The sequence below is a fragment of the Candidatus Avelusimicrobium sp. genome (assembly GCF_051874775.1).
In the GTDB taxonomy this organism is placed as follows: Bacteria; Elusimicrobiota; Elusimicrobia; order Elusimicrobiales; family Elusimicrobiaceae; genus Avelusimicrobium.
Window position 1 is genome coordinate 17,857 of the sequence record NZ_JBJEGE010000009.1, and the last position, 14,555, is coordinate 32,411.

A 14,555-nucleotide genomic window follows, 5' to 3' on the forward strand; every position below is an offset into this window, starting at 1 on the left:
GACTGATTAACTTGACACGCATAAATTTTCCCGCTCGGATGCTGGCCAATGATTGGCTTATGGTGGGGCAATACTGGTAAGGATTTACACCTTACCTTTGCGGGGCCACCCAAGTTAGTCAGTCTTTTTATTTAATAATCCCGTACTTCCGTAACATCTTTTCCATACTTTTTGTATTTCGTTTGTGCAAATGCACTATTTCCAAACGTTTTTTCTTTTTGGAATTTTCCAAAATCAAATCAAAATAACTGCGTCCTTTTTGGGTGGGTTCTCCCACGAAATGCCAATAATTTTTATTCTCTTCATCTTGAAATATTGGCTTCTTTCGTAAATACAGGGCCTGCCGGATACCAGTATCGTAGTCCATCTTGCTTAAATCATTATGTTTCGCGCTATTACGCCGTATCGTGCGAAGCATAAGGGCGGGCCGTTTATTACGCACCCCCATTGTCTCTAAAACATCCGGACTAAGAGGAGGTAGAATATTTGTTTTGTTTAAACTGACATCTACCATTCCTGCCCTATCTTCCGGCGTCATATCTTCGTCATCCAGCCACTCAATTCCGCACTGGCAACCCCAACGCTCGCCGGGCATATACCCGTCTTTGTCGCCCTCGCCCTCGCGGAAAATCTTACCGTACAACAACTGGTGTTCTGGATCGGGGTTTTCCGCACTGGACGGCAACCAGCGGTACATCTTGCCCTTGTGCCGCTTGCGCTGTTCCTGCACCTCGGCGTACACCAAAAAGTTTTTAAGACGGCTTGTTAAAAGAGCCTGCCCGTTTAACGCTTCCTGCTTAAACGCCCGCTCGCCCGCGGCTTTTAAAGCGGCTTCTTTTTCGGCGTAAAACTCAACCGTTTTATAAACTTCCGCCGTAATCTTCCGGCCGCTCTGCCCTGTCGCACGGACAAGAGCCTTCAAATACCGCTTTTTAATGTCCAGCCCGTCCGTAAGTAAGCCGGTCTTTTCTATCCCTTTTGGGAATACCCGTTCCAGCCACGCGGACGGGTCAAACCGTTCGCCCATCAGCCAAACATTTCTTTAACAAGGCGTTCTTTTACGACCGCCGGTATGGCGTCGGTGGCTTCCAACACCGGCAAGACGTTTGCAATTTCGGCAAATTTGCGCCACTCGGACGTTTTAAACGTCAGATTCTGCACCCCAAACAACTGCTCGCACACGGGTTTAAAAATGCTGACAAAATAAAATTTGAGTCCCTGCTCCGTGGCTTGTTGGTCGCCCTCGCCCGTGGCGTTTAAACCCGCCGTCAGTTCGCCGGACACATACGCCCGCGGCATACCCGTAAAAAAGGACATCAGCCCGTACAGCATTTCCAAGGCGCTTTCCAGCGGGTCGGTATTAAAAACAGGCACTTCCACTTTGTCCGCCGCGTCCAACAGCGCGCCTTTGCCGCTTTTAAGGCCCTGCTCAATGGCTTTGGCCTGTGCAATCGCTCCCTCGGCATTCGGCAGAGAAACGCTTTCGCGCAACTGGTTGATTTGGATTAAAACGCTGCGGGAAATGTTCAGCCCCGCGTTGGCGTTTTCCAGCAACCGCTCCATTAAGGACGCAAGCACCAACAAAATCGTCGCCTGTTTGAAATCGGCAAAACACAGACACACCGCGCCTTTTTTAATCGGGTCGGCGTCAATGTCTTTCTTTTCCTCGTTGGTGGCAAGGCGTACAAAACCGTTGTCAAAAACTAAATAAAGTTTTTGCGTGCGGGCGGTTATCGCTTCGGCCAAAAACGAAATCAGCCCCTTGGCTCCTTTTTCCGCACCGAAACACATCACGGAATCCCACAACGCGCCTTGTTTATCCTGCGGGATTTCCGATGAATGATTAAAGCAGTCCGTCAAAATGCGGCGGTAAAGTTCCAACACAAACGTATGCGCAAAATCCGCATTTTTGCCGTTGTACACAAGCGGATACGACAGCGAAACGGAATAGTCCGTTTGCGTATCCCGCTTTTGAAAATTAAAAATGTCCTTTATGTTCATCCGTTAAAACTCCCACATACATAAGCAAATTGGCCAAAGCGTCCGGCGCGTCGTCGTGTTCGGCCTTGTATTCGTAATTTACGACCATATCGTTAAACGCGGTTTGCGCTTCCCTGTACGCCGGAGCGTTTAAATCCGGCGGTAAAAACTGCGCCAAACGTAAATTTTGGCGGTACGCGGCCGCGTTCATAATCCGCGCGTGCTTGTTCGTGTCCGACCGCCAGCCTTGCACGTTTGCCCCCGCCTGCCGGAGCACCATCACGGGATGTTTGCCCACGCCGTTCGTTTCAAAGGCGAATGTTTGGCAGTTAAACGCTTTCATTACGGCCACGATTTCTTCCAAGCAGTCGTCCCACGCTTTCTGCCATGCAAACCCGGCAATAATCAGCAAATCAAAGTTCCGTTTTACAAGCGCAAGGGCCGTGTAGTCGTTGCCCTCGTGGCTGGGGTCTATAAACCCCGCGCACCCGTCTGACGGGAAGAAATTTGCGTATTCCACCGCCGCAAACGGCAAACGCTCGCTCTCGCTGATTTTCAAAAAGTAACTGGCCTGTATGCTCGCTTCGCTGATACCCGCCGCCCGCTGGGCTTCCAAATTGCAGTCCAGTTCGGGGATGGAGCCGTACGGCACTTCCAGCGTTTTAACGCCGGCGAGTTTACGCATTTTGGCGTATACGTCTTTGGCGTGCGCCGGCTGGCCGATAAAAACCACGTTGTCCGTCAGCTTCATCAGTTCTTCGCGCACCTTTTCCACCCTTGCGCGCTCCGCCGCGCTGGTATCGTCCGGAGTGATTAAATCGTCACAAACGATATGCTTGGGGTGGCGTCCGCGAAAAGAACGGGAACGGAGCGGCAAAACCGCGACGTTTGGGTCTTTGCCCGCGTGTCCGGCTAAGCGCAAGTTCTTGCTGTTTCGTTGTTCAAACGCTATGCCGCACGCTTCCAACACGCGCGCGATTTCGCTTAAAATATCCTTGCCGCGTTCTTCTTCTTTCGTAAGAATAAGCCACGTGTCCGACGGCTCCCGCAAAAGAGCCCACGCAATCCCGCAGATAACGCCGTAATCCGTTTTGCCGTACCCGCGCGCACCCAGCAAAAGCCGCGCCCCCGAGCCGCGCACGAACTCCGCCATTTCCACCTGCTTGGAATACGGGCGGAAGTAGCCAACGCTTTCGCAAAATGATGCAAAATCGGGGCTTAAAGGCGGTTTGCCGCCACTTTGCATGGTGGCTTGTTCCGCGTCGTTCTGCGGCTGTTTTTCAAAGAACTTAAAAGCATACTGGGCCAACGTGCGCGACGCGGACAGGCGGTCTTTTATGTCCTGTCCGGCGTCTTGGATGACCTGCGTCCAAAATTCGCCCAGTTCCGACAGTTTCAAAATCGTGGGCTTGGCGGCTTCGGCCCCCAGTTCCTGCAAATACGCTTCGACTTCCGGCTCTTTTAGAATCCGGCTTGCGTTGCTGGCGGCGGTCTCCCGTTTGCCCTTAAAGTGCGGGTACGCGGCCAAATAAGCAGACGTAGCGTTCCTCGTTTGCAGGAACGCTAAAGCAAATTTCCGTTTATTTTCAGTAAGCCTTGCCACATTGTTTTCAGTTTTGGGGAATAAAAAACCCCGCGATTGCGGGGTGTAAGAGTGGAAAAAAAGAGAACCAACCACTCAGGCCAATTTAAGGCCTAAATAATCAGTTCTCGCAGTAATACTAGTATAACTAATCAAACGCTATTTTTCAAGGGGTCTCCTTTACAGGAGGCCCCTGCTTGTTAGCAATAGCGAACAGATAGGTTATATACGAGAGGAAAAACAGTTTACAGATAGACATATATAAACAAATAAAAAATTTACAAATAGTACCAAGGAATATGACCAAACAATACTTTAAATTTAAAAACCGAGGATGGGTAATCTCTTTAAAACCGTTAGAATGGAGCCAAAGCAAATGAAAATAAGTAAACCAACTCTTTGGGAAGTTATTAATCTTCTAATGCAATTAGCCTCGTTGTTCAAATAAAAAATTTATCCCCCCTGTATTGGGGGGATATTCGGTTATCTCGCGGCTTCTTCAACCCGTCTGCACGCGGCGTCAAAATATTTTTCGTTAATTTCAATCCCTGTACCGCGCAAGCCCAGTTTTTCGCACGCCACCAAAGTAGTGCCGGAACCCATAAACACGTCCAGCACATCGTTTTGCGCCGCGGCTGTCAGCAAAAACTCCAACAGCGCGACGGGCTTTTCGGCCGGATGGTTCGGTTTACGCGTTAGCCGCGGACACTCCACAATGTCCCCTAAGCAACGGTTTGGGATTTTGAACCCCGCTTGCGTGAACAGCGCGACCATTTCGTATGCAGGCCGGAAACCGCGCATATTGGTGCCTAAATACTTTTTATTCCACACGACCAAACTTTCCATCGGCCACCCAAGCAGGCACGACGCTTTGGTAAACGTGGCAACACTCCGCCAATTCAAGAACGACATCAGAGCGCCGTCGTCTTTGAGTTTTTTCCTCGCCTTGCCAATCCACTCGGCGTAAAATACGGCGGCGTTCATATAATCGCCCCAAGGGTCAATCTTGCCCGTTCCGTCGCTTTTGGTGTTTATCATATACGGCGGATCAGATAGCACCAACCCATAGGCCGCATCATTGAGCAAGTCCATGATTTCCAAAGAATTGCCGCAGTACAATGTTTGTTTGCCAATAATCTCTTTTTTCATTTGCTACGTCCTCTTTGCGTGTTATGCGATGCGCGCCTGCCGTACGAGCAAAGCGGGCCGCCAATGGCGGCGGAAACGTAGCCGTAACCTCTGTTATTAATTACCGAAATTGAATTTCAAAGAATTGGCTTTCATTTGGACATCCGAAAAACTTATAAACGTCGTTGGGCAACTTCCAGCCGTCAATTATTCGGATACTCTCAATCTGCCGCGTAAGCGTTCGCATCGTATATCCGCGGTGAAATACAACCAAATCCCCACGTTGCAAACCGTTTAATCGTTTGCGCCAGCCCTCGCAAAAGCGGCGGTATTCGCACGTTTTAATCCCTTCGGCGATTTCTTTCCACCAATGAAAAGTAAGCGTAAGATGTAAGGTTTTAGGCATACTATTCCTCTTTTATCCTCCCAAAAATTCTTGCTATTTTCTTGCTATTGTTTTACGCTAAAACAGTTCGCACAGCTCGCTTTTGGGTTCGTAAAATTCCGCCCGATGATTCCCGCTCTCGTATTTGGGCAGTTTAGAAGCTTCCAAATAGCGGCACTTCTGCGTATGCACGGCGCGGATAAACCCGTCCGGGTCTAACCCGTTGCGGCGTATTTCCAGCCAATACGCTACGCCGAAATCCGCCTTGCCGCCGTTTAGCTTGTACGGGCAGCCTAACCCGTCATAATACTTCACGTCGCCGCAGAACGGGCATTCGGCACGGTAGCAAACCAGCGTAGTTTTACCGTCCAACTCCACCAGCATTACGGGGAGCGACACATAAATGCCATGGTAGCGCGGTGCCATTTCGTTGTCTGCTTTTCCCTTGGGCTTATTCCAACAATTCCGGCAGCTGTCCGGCTGGTAAGGCAGAACGGTGCTTTTGTAAGCGTCTGACGCTTTTTTACTTCGCATAAACTTCCCCCGCCAAGCGTTTTTTGGCTTCGTGGTAGTATTCCGGCAGATTCCGGCAAACGGCCTCATATCCGCCGGAAAGTCCCGCTTTTTCCAACCGCTCCACGCAAACGCGGATTACGGCCAACCCCACGGGGATTTCGCCGTTGCAAAATTTCAAAATATCGCTTAAACAGCGGCAGTTGCGCTTAAACCATACGGCGATTTGGTCCTTGGTTTCCAACTCTTCAAATTCCGCCAAAACGGCGTTTGAAAATTCCTGCAATTTATTCAATTTCGGTTTCGGGTTCACTTGCCCCGCGGCAGGTGCCGCGGTAAGTTGTTTATTTATATCTGTCTCTGTTTCTGTATCTGTATCTGTTTCTGTATGCCGCTTACGGGTGCCGACGGCAGATAAAGCGGCGGTGCCGCCGTCTGAAAGTTTGCGTTTTTCGTTTGTCTTTTGCGCCCCCAAACGGCCCGCTTTTTTCTTTTGTTTCAGCGCGCTGACGCTTTCATTTTTCCAACCGATTAACATATCAAACAAAGCCTTTTCGGCATCCGTTTGCGGGCTGTAATCGGTTGCGTTTTCAAACGCCTGCTCGCAAATGCCCAGTATAGCGCGGCCGATTTGCTCCTCGCTTAAACGGCGGCTTTTAGCCAGCAAATCCGCCGTATATACTTTGACGTAGGGTATCTTCATACACTCCCCCCGACCTTCAAATCCTGTTCCAGTTCGTCCAAATCGGCAATCGCTTGGGTGTAATTCTTGGCCGTATAACGCAGCACACGGTATCCCATGACGGTCGCCAAATTGTACTTTTCGCAGTCGGTGGAATACCCGCCCACGCTCGTATGGCGGGCTTTGCCGCCAAAGATTCCCTCGTATTCCACCAATACGTTTAAACTGGGGATAAACCAATCCGCCCGAAAACGTCTGTTGGGGCAGAATCGGTATTCCGCACGAAGTTCTTTTCCGTATCTTTCGGCTAAAATCGCGCCCAGTAAAAACTTTTCTTTGGTGTGGGTATTTCGGGGCGAGAGTTTTAAAAAATCAAATTTCATTTATTTTTGACCTCGTTTTTAATGGCCGACAGTTTTCGCCGGCACCCGTGGCACACAGGACCTTTACCCAAACGCCATTTGCCGCAAACCAAACATCTGTAAATCATAAAAGGCTCCTAAATTAATAACGGCTTTGGGGTGGCGGGGAGGTGCGCCGCCACCCGGCCCGCAACTAGGCCCAAAGTTCGGCTTTCATCGCCTTAAAAAGTCCCAAGGCTTTAAAAAACGCCAGCTTGGCCTCGCGCAAACTGACGTCACGCGCTTCAAAATCCGCCGGATCCGTTTTACCAAAGCGCACTACTTTGGCACCGGCAACGCGCAAGCCGTACATTTCCTCAAATGCAATCGCGTACGCTGCCACTTGGAGCGGATATTCATCTCGCAGAGCGTTGGACGTTTTCCAGTCCAAAATAATGATTTCGTCTTTGTCGTTCACGCCTACGGAATCCAGCCTCCCGCCGAATCCCCATTCGGGGCTTGCCACCGGAATATCGCCCGAAATAATGCGGATTTTTTCTTTGCTCATCCAGTCAATGAAGTTGGTAAAACCGACCACGCTTTCTTCGTCCAGCACAGGGTCTTTGCCCAAAATATAGGCGTCAATGGCTTCGTGTACGCGGGTTCCCAAATCCGCGGCGGCGTCCTTTAACCTGTCCGGCTGGCGGTCTGCGCTTTTAATGATTTCGGCCACGTTTTCGTAACCAAGGGTTATACCGCCATCCAACGCGCCAAAAAGCTCGTTCTGCGCCAGTTTTAACGCTTCTCGACGCGCCCAAATAGCAAGCGCATTGGACTTTCCGTTATCAATTACACCCAAGATTTTCGTAACGGAGGGGTAGTCCACCCCTCCGGACGTGTAAACGTGGGCGCGTCGTACGACGCGAAATTCAACATCGATTTTAGGTTTAGGAAGTGCGGTAATCATATTAGAACGGCACCTCCTCCACCTGCGCGTCCTCCGGCAACGCTTCAATATGGTTTATGCGTTGGCGCAAAACACCCTGTTGGTCTTTCTCGCTGAAAACGTACGCTTGAAAGCGGCGGCCTACAAAAGCCGACGGCTCAATGTTGATTACGCCTTTTTCATCCGGCACGGCTCCGAGTACCTTTAAAAAGTGAAGCGCGATTCCGTGGCCTTTTTTCCCCGCCGGAATCAAATAAATGGAATGATACGTCCAACGGTTATACGGCCATTCCGGATTGTTGAGGTATTCAGCAAGCCCCAGTTTAAAATCCAGCTTCGGGTCGCCGTTTTTGCTCGTGCCGCCGTCGGTTACTTCCAACACTTCCAGCGTATAGGTATTGTCCGGAATAATGTATCGTTCGTTGCTTCCGGCTCTTTCGAATTCGTTTACGTCTACGGGAAACTGCATCATAATATTTTTTCCTCCTGTTTAGTTCGCCGGAGCGATATTCAGTAAAACATACTGCCCTGGGTTGTTTACTACGGCTTTGATTTTAACGGCTTTGCCCATCAAGCTGACCGCCTGTATGTTCATAGCCTGCGAAAACGTAACCAACGCCTCTTTTGCGCCTTTTAAAAACAGCTCCCATTTACCTTGTCCGCTGTTTTTAATTTCCGCAAGAACGCCCACGCGTTCAAAAAGTCCTTTTTCGGGAAACGCTTCCATTCCGGCGGAAACGGGTTCGGCAGGTGCTTGTTGGGCTTGCGCCGGCGCGGATTTCTTAGGCGCGGCTGTTTGGAGTTTTAACGGAGCTTTTTGGACGGACGGTTTCGGGGCCGCCGCTTGCACGGAAACCGCTTGGGGCTGCACCGCGGGCTGTTCGGTTGCCGGAGCCGGCGCGGGGGCGGCTTCTACGCCGTCATTCAGCCACGCGTTTAATATATCCGCCACATCTTTGCCGGGCTTATTAAAGATTTGACCGTTCAGTTCCGGACAGCGGGTTTTGGATACGATAAACATATTTTCCGGCGTCATTTCCGCCAATACGTCAAACTCGTATTCAATGCCCTCTTTCTGAACGGGAGCCAACCCGATTTTGACGGGCTTCTTTTTGCCATTTTCTTCCTGCATATCGTATGCAGTTTTTACACGCAAAGTAGTAACGATATGGATCGGCGCGGTAAGCAGTTTTTGGGTAAGCGCATTTTGGATGGGCGCCACTTTGGCCCACGCTTGGAATTGGTTGGAAATTTTCATTTTTTCCCGATCGGCCAATTCCAAAAGGCCGTTTTTGCCGTTGTAGGCGTGCGACAGGCTGTCAATAATAATTACGTCAAAACCTTCCGCCACCGCCGCGTCAATGGCTTTTATAAAGTTATTGGGGTGGCAGTCCGTCAAAGACAGCGTGCAGAAATCAAACAAATTCGCATATTTGCTTGCGCTGTTGCCCTCCGTATCCACCACGCAAACCTTTTTGCCAAGGTATTGCGCTATGTTCAACGCGCTGTACGTCTTGCCCGAGCCGCTGGGGCCGGTTAATGCCATACGTAATTTGGCTTTTTGTTTTGTTGCTTTTTGAAACACCATAGTTTGTTACCTCCAAGTTTGGGTTTGTAATGATTCCAAATGTTTAATTTCGCTTTCTATTTGGGTAAGAGTTCCCACATTTTGCGCGATATGCCTTTCTACGAAAGCCCGATCGATAGCAGCAGGCCACATTTTTTGCAATTCCGCGATAACATTTTGGACTTTCTTCTGACGGGATTTTAAGGCCCGCAATTTATAAGATTGTTCTTGTTTTAAGGCCATTTTTATACTCTCTTATAACAGGGCGGTATTTCGGCACACCGCCCAGTTAACCTATTTAGTTTTCCCCTAGCCCCATACGTTTTTACGCGGGGCGGGCCGCTCCCTCACTCTGCCGGGTGTGCCAGTGCGTCCACTCCGTCAAGGGTTAAGCCATACTTACTGCTTCGTAAAGAACAACCGCGGGAGGGTGCCGCCGCGTCCGGCTTGCAGGATGACCGCCTGCCTCGGGCTCGTTTGGTCTGCGGCGCAGTTAAAATCTATCGGGCGCGGTACTTTATTTTTTAGGAGACCAGGGATGAAAGCCCTGCGCGCCCGTCCGGTTCTTTAAGCCGGAAAATTTGCATCAAACGCCGCCCCAAAGAGTACGGCCAGCGTAAACGCCGCGGCTAAACCAACCAGCCAAACAGAAACCAAACTCCACTCCTCCGGCGTACTTAAAACGTGCAAAAAGTTTTTCATATTACCTCCCGTAAATCCGGCGGATCCGTTCTTGCGCTTTTATCTGCCTTGCTGCTTTACGTTTTCGGAGCCATTCCATAAAACCCGTCAAATCCTGTTCAAAAAGCAGCATTCCTGCGTGTTCAAAACAGGGACAACCTTCCTTTACATACTTCAGCAATTGCGTAATACTTAAATGGGAACCCGCATTGCGTCCTTCTATTTTGGAACACATTCCCCATACGGTGTAAAAAGCAATCCCCCCGACGGTTTTTTCAAGTGGCATTTTTGCTCTGCGTTCTTTCGTCATTTTTTTGTACCCTCTTTAATAACTCAAATTTGCTAAAATAAAAACCGATAGCAAACCTCTGCGAAAGGTTGGGCTTGGCCCTGTGCTATCGGTTCACAAACAGAACTGATTATTTTACGGTTTCCCGCAAATCGTTAGCGTGATGTCGTACTTTCTGTTTGTGCCGCCTGTCCGGGCGGTTAATCGCGTTGTATTATTTCGCAGTTTTCAACGCGGTAAGACTGTTTTGTTTTGTGTTATAAGACTTGCGCCTTATAAGATAATAATAGCTAACATTAGCCATTATGTCAAGGGGTATTTTATTATCACCCTATTTTACGACGAGGAAAGTATGACAAAAGAAGAATTATTAACAGAATTTAATGACGGCATTTTACGCGGCGCGCAAGCAAAATTAGCCAATTTATTAGAAATTTCTACTCCAACAGTATCCGAATGGGTGGCGGGCAAAAAAAAGCCATCAGTAGAGAACATAAAAAAGATGGTGAAGATTTTTAATAAATCAGAAAAAGAATTAAAAAGCATTTGGTGGGAAGAAAATTTAGAGTTTTCTCGCTCTATACGAGTTACTCCCTTAACAGACAAAAACACGATTTCTTTGCCTATTTTAGCCGACGTTCCCGCCGGACTGCCGGAATTTTCGGAAGCCGACGTGGAAACATTTTGGGATATTCCCCGGTGGGTATTCCCCGGCGCAGATTTTGTAGTAAAGTGTAACGGCGATTCCTTGGAGCCAAAACTCCACCTCGGCGATTATTGTGTAATCCGTAAGACGGAAGAACCTATACATGGCCGCGCGATGGTGGTAAAAACGGAACACGGAATTTGTATGAAAGTAATTAACAAATTAACGGACGGCCACATCCAACTTTGCTCCACTAACCCGAAATATAAGCCGTTTATACCCGAAGAGTTAGTTATTATCGGGCTGATTATAGGCTCGTGGAGCCGCCAAGACAAAGAAAACTGGCTTGGTTTAACGGAGTAAAAATGTACGAATACAAAGTAATAAGCGGGCAAATTATCCCTAACGCTAAAAAGAAAGAGACTTTTGAATCTTGCTTAGAAAAGATACTAAATGAACAAGCAAAAGAAGGCTGGGAGTTTTATTCCCAAGGGAGCATCACCGAACTGGTTTCCCCCGGTTGTTTAGGTATGCTGTTTGGACAAAGCCAAACCCTTATCGAACACCAAACTTTCATTTTTAGAAAGAAAAAAGAGGCTAAATAATATGAAAAAAATTTTAATTATACTCTCCATTTTTATTATATTAGCAGCAGGAATAGGGGGCATTGTCTATAATTCATACAAAAAGGGCCCTCTGTATTCATTAAAACAAGCCGGCCTAGCAATCAAGGATAACAACCCTATATTAATGGAAAAATATATTGATATAGATAGCCTTGCCGGTAAAATGATAGATGAACAATTAAGCGAAGCTCCCGAGATGGCTTCCAACCCTTTTGCCGTTGGTCTTGCAAGTATGATGAAACCGGCTCTTATAGCCACCGTCAAAACTTCGTTTTTATCCGCAGTACAAAGCAAAGCAGAAGAAGCCCAAAAAACTGGTTCTCCCACCAAATATTTGAAATCTGTAAAAGTCTTAAATAAAGACAATACAGCCGCCACAGTAGAACTAATTTTGTATGGAAAAGATAATGATGATCTCAAACTTGTACTAGCAATGCAGAAAAAAGGCGATTACTGGCAGGTTAAATATCTACTCAATTCCAAAGATATTTATTCGGCGATGGAAAAAACAACCAAATAATGCGTCAATTTCTTATCGCATTTATCTTTTTGCTTGCTACGCCGCTTGGTATGGCCCAGCAAGAAGTAAAACTACAAAACTTTAACAAGGTGTCGCTTGCGTCGGTATACGACGGCGACACCTTTAAGGTCTATTTAGCGTGCCGGTACTCTATTTTTTGTAAGGCTATACCTGTAAGGGTGCGCGGCGTGGACTGCCCCGAAATGCGCGGCGGAACCGAAGAAACCAAGGCGGCGGCCAAGGCCGCAAAAGCGTTTACCAAGCAGTTTTTGCGGGGCGGCAAGATACTCCTGCGCAACTGTGGCCGGGACAAGTATTTCCGCCTTTTATGTGAAGTTAAGGTCAACGGGTCTGACTTGGGGACGGCTCTTATAAAGCACGGCCACGCCGTGCCATATGACGGCGGAACGAAAACGTTGTAAAGGTAAAAAACCCAACTGATGGAGGAATGTGTATATGCCTTATGTAAAAGTTTCATTTGATAAGTTAATTTTTTGGAATAAAAACCCCAGGATTGCTAGTACCAATGCTAAGCAGGAAGAGATAAAAGATGCAATTGCAAATTTAAATCCTAAAAAATTACTGAATTTATGTAAGGCTATAATTAAATATGAAGGATTAATAGAACCATTGCTGATTGACCCTAACAATATTGTTTATGACGGAAATCGTCGTCTTACGGCATTGTCTGTATTAAATAATCCTGAATTTGCCCCGGCCGACATAAAAAAAGCCGTTGAAAAATTAATTTCAACAAATCAAAACTTAATAAAAAAAATCAGCGCTGAGATAGAATGTCGTCAAGAATCTGATTTGGATTTAATTAACTTAATTGTAGATGGACGTCACGCAACAGACGATGATGGATTGAAACAAATTACTTGGGGACCACTAGAGCGACAGAGAAGAAAAGACCCTAACGCTTTTATTCTCAAATTGATTGAATTTGCAGATAATAACGGGCTGATATTGCCGGATGATGGGTTTTCCACTTTTGAAAGGATTATTGGCACGAAAGAGGTATTTACAAAAATACAGACTTTGTGGAATAATCTACCGTCTCAATCTGATGATATAATCAAAATAATGAAAGAGATATATAAGAACATTCAGGACCGTTCTTATAATACCCGTACGTTAGGAACAGCGCAACAAATAAAGGCAATGATTTTGCCAATTATAGATAACCTTTGTGGAACAACAAAGACAAATCTGGCAGAAGAAGCCAAGCCCACTGAAAACGTACCTTCTATGATACAGCCGTCGCTATTCCCTGAAACTAGGTTACCTAAAACTGCGACAACCAAGATACCAACGGACACTCCTTTTAAATTAAGCAAAGCCGGGGTCAAAAAGTCCACAGACAGGAAATGCCTTATTTTAAAAACCTCCTGTCTGCCGGACACATCACATTTAAACAAAATCAATGATATTGTAAATGAATTGCGCACGTTAAAACTGCAAGACTTTCCAATTGCTGGGGCAATATTATTCCGTACTTTATTAGAATTAAGTACCGATCATTACTTACATTTTCAAAAACAAGATACAGAAGGCCAATTAAAACACAAACTAGTGAGAGCTATTAACAAAATCCAACAAAATAAAAATTATACTGCGGACCCTAAGGACTTGGAAACACTAAAAATAGATATCGAACAGCAAAAAGAAGATGTAAGTATTACAAAATTAAATAATTTCGTGCATGCCGAGATGTTGCCAAATGTCAACACTTTGATTTTGCAATATATCAATATGGAAAAACTGATTGCTTTTATGCTTTCCGATGTAAAATAGGGTTATGGCCAAAACACAATTTATTTGGTAGTATATAGCCATGAAACATAAAAACTGGTCGCCTTTACGCTATCCCGGGGGCAAAGCGTGTCTTGCCGAAGAAATCAAAGAGTTGTTGGAAAAAAACAACTTGGTGGGCGGTGCTTATGCCGAACCCTTTGCTGGCGGGGCCGGTTTGGCGTTAAATCTGCTTTTCTCCGGCTTCGTATCCAAGATATACATAAACGATTTAGACCGCTCTATTTATGCTTTTTGGCATACCGTATTAAACGAGCCGGAAAAATTAATTGAGACAATGCAAAACACCCCTATAACCGTAGAAGAACACGAACGCCAATTTGCCGTTCAATTAGATAAAGAAAACGCCTCTTTATTTGATTTAGGCTTTTCCACGTTTTTCTTAAACCGAACCAATGTGTCGGGGGTGGTACGCGGTGGAATTATTGGGGGCAAAAAACAGACGGGTAAATACAAAATAGATGCCCGTTTCAATAAAGCAGCCTTGGCCGATAAAATCCGTAAAATTACCGAACTCAAACATTGGATACACCTATCCAACGAAGAAGCCTCTGTTTTTTTAGAAAGGATGGAAGAAGAACTCCCGGCCGATAGCCTCGTTTTTTTAGATCCCCCCTATTATGTTAAAGGGGCGTCCTTATATTACAATCACTTCTCTAATGCGGATCATGCAATCTTGGCCAACAACGTAAAAAAGTATTCTAAACATTGGATTGTATCCTATGACAACGTAAAAGAAGTGCGCCAACTATATACGCCGCACCGCTGTAAAACATATAGCCTTAATTACAGCGTTAAAGAGCATTATCAAGGTTCAGAAGTGATGTTTTTCAGCAAAGGCCTCATATAACCCC

General features: G+C 46.7%; 20 protein-coding genes. 6 read left to right on the forward strand and 14 right to left on the reverse strand.

Features of this window, described 5'->3' with window-relative positions; genetic code table 11:
• Positions 1 to 127: 127 nt before the first annotated feature.
• The 14 genes from ACI351_RS01815 to ACI351_RS01880 all read right to left on the reverse strand — a co-directional run bounded on the left by ACI351_RS01815 (position 128) and on the right by ACI351_RS01880 (position 10,115).
• Positions 128 to 1,027, reverse strand: coding sequence for a hypothetical protein (locus ACI351_RS01815; protein ID WP_439733549.1), 900 nt, complete (start codon positions 1,025 to 1,027; stop codon positions 128 to 130).
• Positions 1,027 to 2,001: a hypothetical protein gene (locus ACI351_RS01820; RefSeq protein ID WP_439733550.1), complete on the reverse strand. Its 975-nt coding sequence runs from the start codon at positions 1,999 to 2,001 to the stop codon at positions 1,027 to 1,029. Before ACI351_RS01820 ends, ACI351_RS01815 begins: the two co-directional genes overlap by 1 nt.
• On the reverse strand, positions 1,979 to 3,583 hold the full coding sequence (locus ACI351_RS01825; protein WP_439733551.1) for a terminase small subunit: 1,605 nt from the start codon (positions 3,581 to 3,583) through the stop codon (positions 1,979 to 1,981). The genes ACI351_RS01820 and ACI351_RS01825 overlap by 23 nt, the downstream gene beginning before the upstream one ends.
• A gap of 462 nt (positions 3,584 to 4,045) precedes the next feature.
• Positions 4,046 to 4,711, reverse strand: a complete 666-nt coding sequence (locus ACI351_RS01830; RefSeq protein WP_439733552.1) for a DNA-methyltransferase — start codon at positions 4,709 to 4,711, stop codon at positions 4,046 to 4,048.
• Between the two features lie 100 nt (positions 4,712 to 4,811).
• Entirely contained in the window at positions 4,812 to 5,096 is a 285-nt protein-coding gene (locus ACI351_RS01835; protein WP_439733553.1) for an ASCH domain-containing protein, read from the reverse strand.
• Positions 5,097 to 5,153: 57 nt separating this feature from the next.
• On the reverse strand, positions 5,154 to 5,609 hold the full coding sequence (locus ACI351_RS01840) for a hypothetical protein (protein ID WP_439733554.1): 456 nt from the start codon (positions 5,607 to 5,609) through the stop codon (positions 5,154 to 5,156).
• Positions 5,599 to 6,291, reverse strand: a complete 693-nt coding sequence (locus tag ACI351_RS01845; RefSeq protein WP_439733555.1) for a hypothetical protein — start codon at positions 6,289 to 6,291, stop codon at positions 5,599 to 5,601. The genes ACI351_RS01840 and ACI351_RS01845 overlap by 11 nt, the downstream gene beginning before the upstream one ends.
• A complete protein-coding gene (locus tag ACI351_RS01850) occupies positions 6,288 to 6,653 on the reverse strand; it encodes a hypothetical protein (protein WP_439733556.1) in 366 nt (121 codons plus the stop codon). Before ACI351_RS01850 ends, ACI351_RS01845 begins: the two co-directional genes overlap by 4 nt.
• 172 nt (positions 6,654 to 6,825) lie before the next feature.
• Positions 6,826 to 7,578, reverse strand: a complete 753-nt coding sequence (locus tag ACI351_RS01855; RefSeq protein WP_439733557.1) for a PD-(D/E)XK nuclease family protein — start codon at positions 7,576 to 7,578, stop codon at positions 6,826 to 6,828.
• A gap of 1 nt (position 7,579) precedes the next feature.
• On the reverse strand, positions 7,580 to 8,029 hold the full coding sequence (locus ACI351_RS01860) for a hypothetical protein (RefSeq protein ID WP_439733558.1): 450 nt from the start codon (positions 8,027 to 8,029) through the stop codon (positions 7,580 to 7,582).
• 18 nt (positions 8,030 to 8,047) lie between these two features.
• Positions 8,048 to 9,145 (reverse strand): ATP-binding protein, encoded by a 1,098-nt coding sequence (locus ACI351_RS01865; protein ID WP_439733559.1) that lies wholly within the window; start codon positions 9,143 to 9,145, stop codon positions 8,048 to 8,050.
• Between the two features lie 6 nt (positions 9,146 to 9,151).
• On the reverse strand, positions 9,152 to 9,367 hold the full coding sequence (locus tag ACI351_RS01870) for a hypothetical protein (protein WP_439733560.1): 216 nt from the start codon (positions 9,365 to 9,367) through the stop codon (positions 9,152 to 9,154).
• Positions 9,368 to 9,691: 324 nt separating this feature from the next.
• The gene (locus ACI351_RS01875; protein WP_439733561.1) at positions 9,692 to 9,826 is read right to left on the reverse strand and encodes a hypothetical protein; all 135 of its coding nucleotides are present in this window, start codon (positions 9,824 to 9,826) and stop codon (positions 9,692 to 9,694) included.
• Between the two features lies 1 nt (position 9,827).
• Positions 9,828 to 10,115, reverse strand: a complete 288-nt coding sequence (locus ACI351_RS01880; protein ID WP_439733562.1) for a hypothetical protein — start codon at positions 10,113 to 10,115, stop codon at positions 9,828 to 9,830.
• Between the two features lie 331 nt (positions 10,116 to 10,446).
• Between ACI351_RS01880 and ACI351_RS01885 the strand changes: the two genes are divergently transcribed.
• Genes ACI351_RS01885 through ACI351_RS01910 form a run of 6 tightly spaced genes read left to right on the forward strand, consistent with a single transcriptional unit; the run spans position 10,447 to position 14,551 of the window.
• Positions 10,447 to 11,103: a LexA family transcriptional regulator gene (locus tag ACI351_RS01885; protein WP_439733563.1), complete on the forward strand. Its 657-nt coding sequence runs from the start codon at positions 10,447 to 10,449 to the stop codon at positions 11,101 to 11,103.
• 2 nt (positions 11,104 to 11,105) lie between these two features.
• Positions 11,106 to 11,345 (forward strand): DUF4177 domain-containing protein, encoded by a 240-nt coding sequence (locus ACI351_RS01890; RefSeq protein ID WP_439733564.1) that lies wholly within the window; start codon positions 11,106 to 11,108, stop codon positions 11,343 to 11,345.
• Between the two features lies 1 nt (position 11,346).
• Positions 11,347 to 11,886 (forward strand): hypothetical protein, encoded by a 540-nt coding sequence (locus ACI351_RS01895; protein ID WP_439733565.1) that lies wholly within the window; start codon positions 11,347 to 11,349, stop codon positions 11,884 to 11,886.
• Positions 11,886 to 12,308, forward strand: a complete 423-nt coding sequence (locus tag ACI351_RS01900; RefSeq protein ID WP_439733566.1) for a thermonuclease family protein — start codon at positions 11,886 to 11,888, stop codon at positions 12,306 to 12,308. The genes ACI351_RS01895 and ACI351_RS01900 overlap by 1 nt, the downstream gene beginning before the upstream one ends.
• 34 nt (positions 12,309 to 12,342) lie before the next feature.
• Positions 12,343 to 13,683, forward strand: a complete 1,341-nt coding sequence (locus ACI351_RS01905) for a hypothetical protein (RefSeq protein ID WP_439733567.1) — start codon at positions 12,343 to 12,345, stop codon at positions 13,681 to 13,683.
• Positions 13,684 to 13,723: 40 nt separating this feature from the next.
• The gene (locus ACI351_RS01910; RefSeq protein WP_439733568.1) at positions 13,724 to 14,551 is read left to right on the forward strand and encodes a DNA adenine methylase; all 828 of its coding nucleotides are present in this window, start codon (positions 13,724 to 13,726) and stop codon (positions 14,549 to 14,551) included.
• Positions 14,552 to 14,555: the final 4 nt, after the last annotated feature.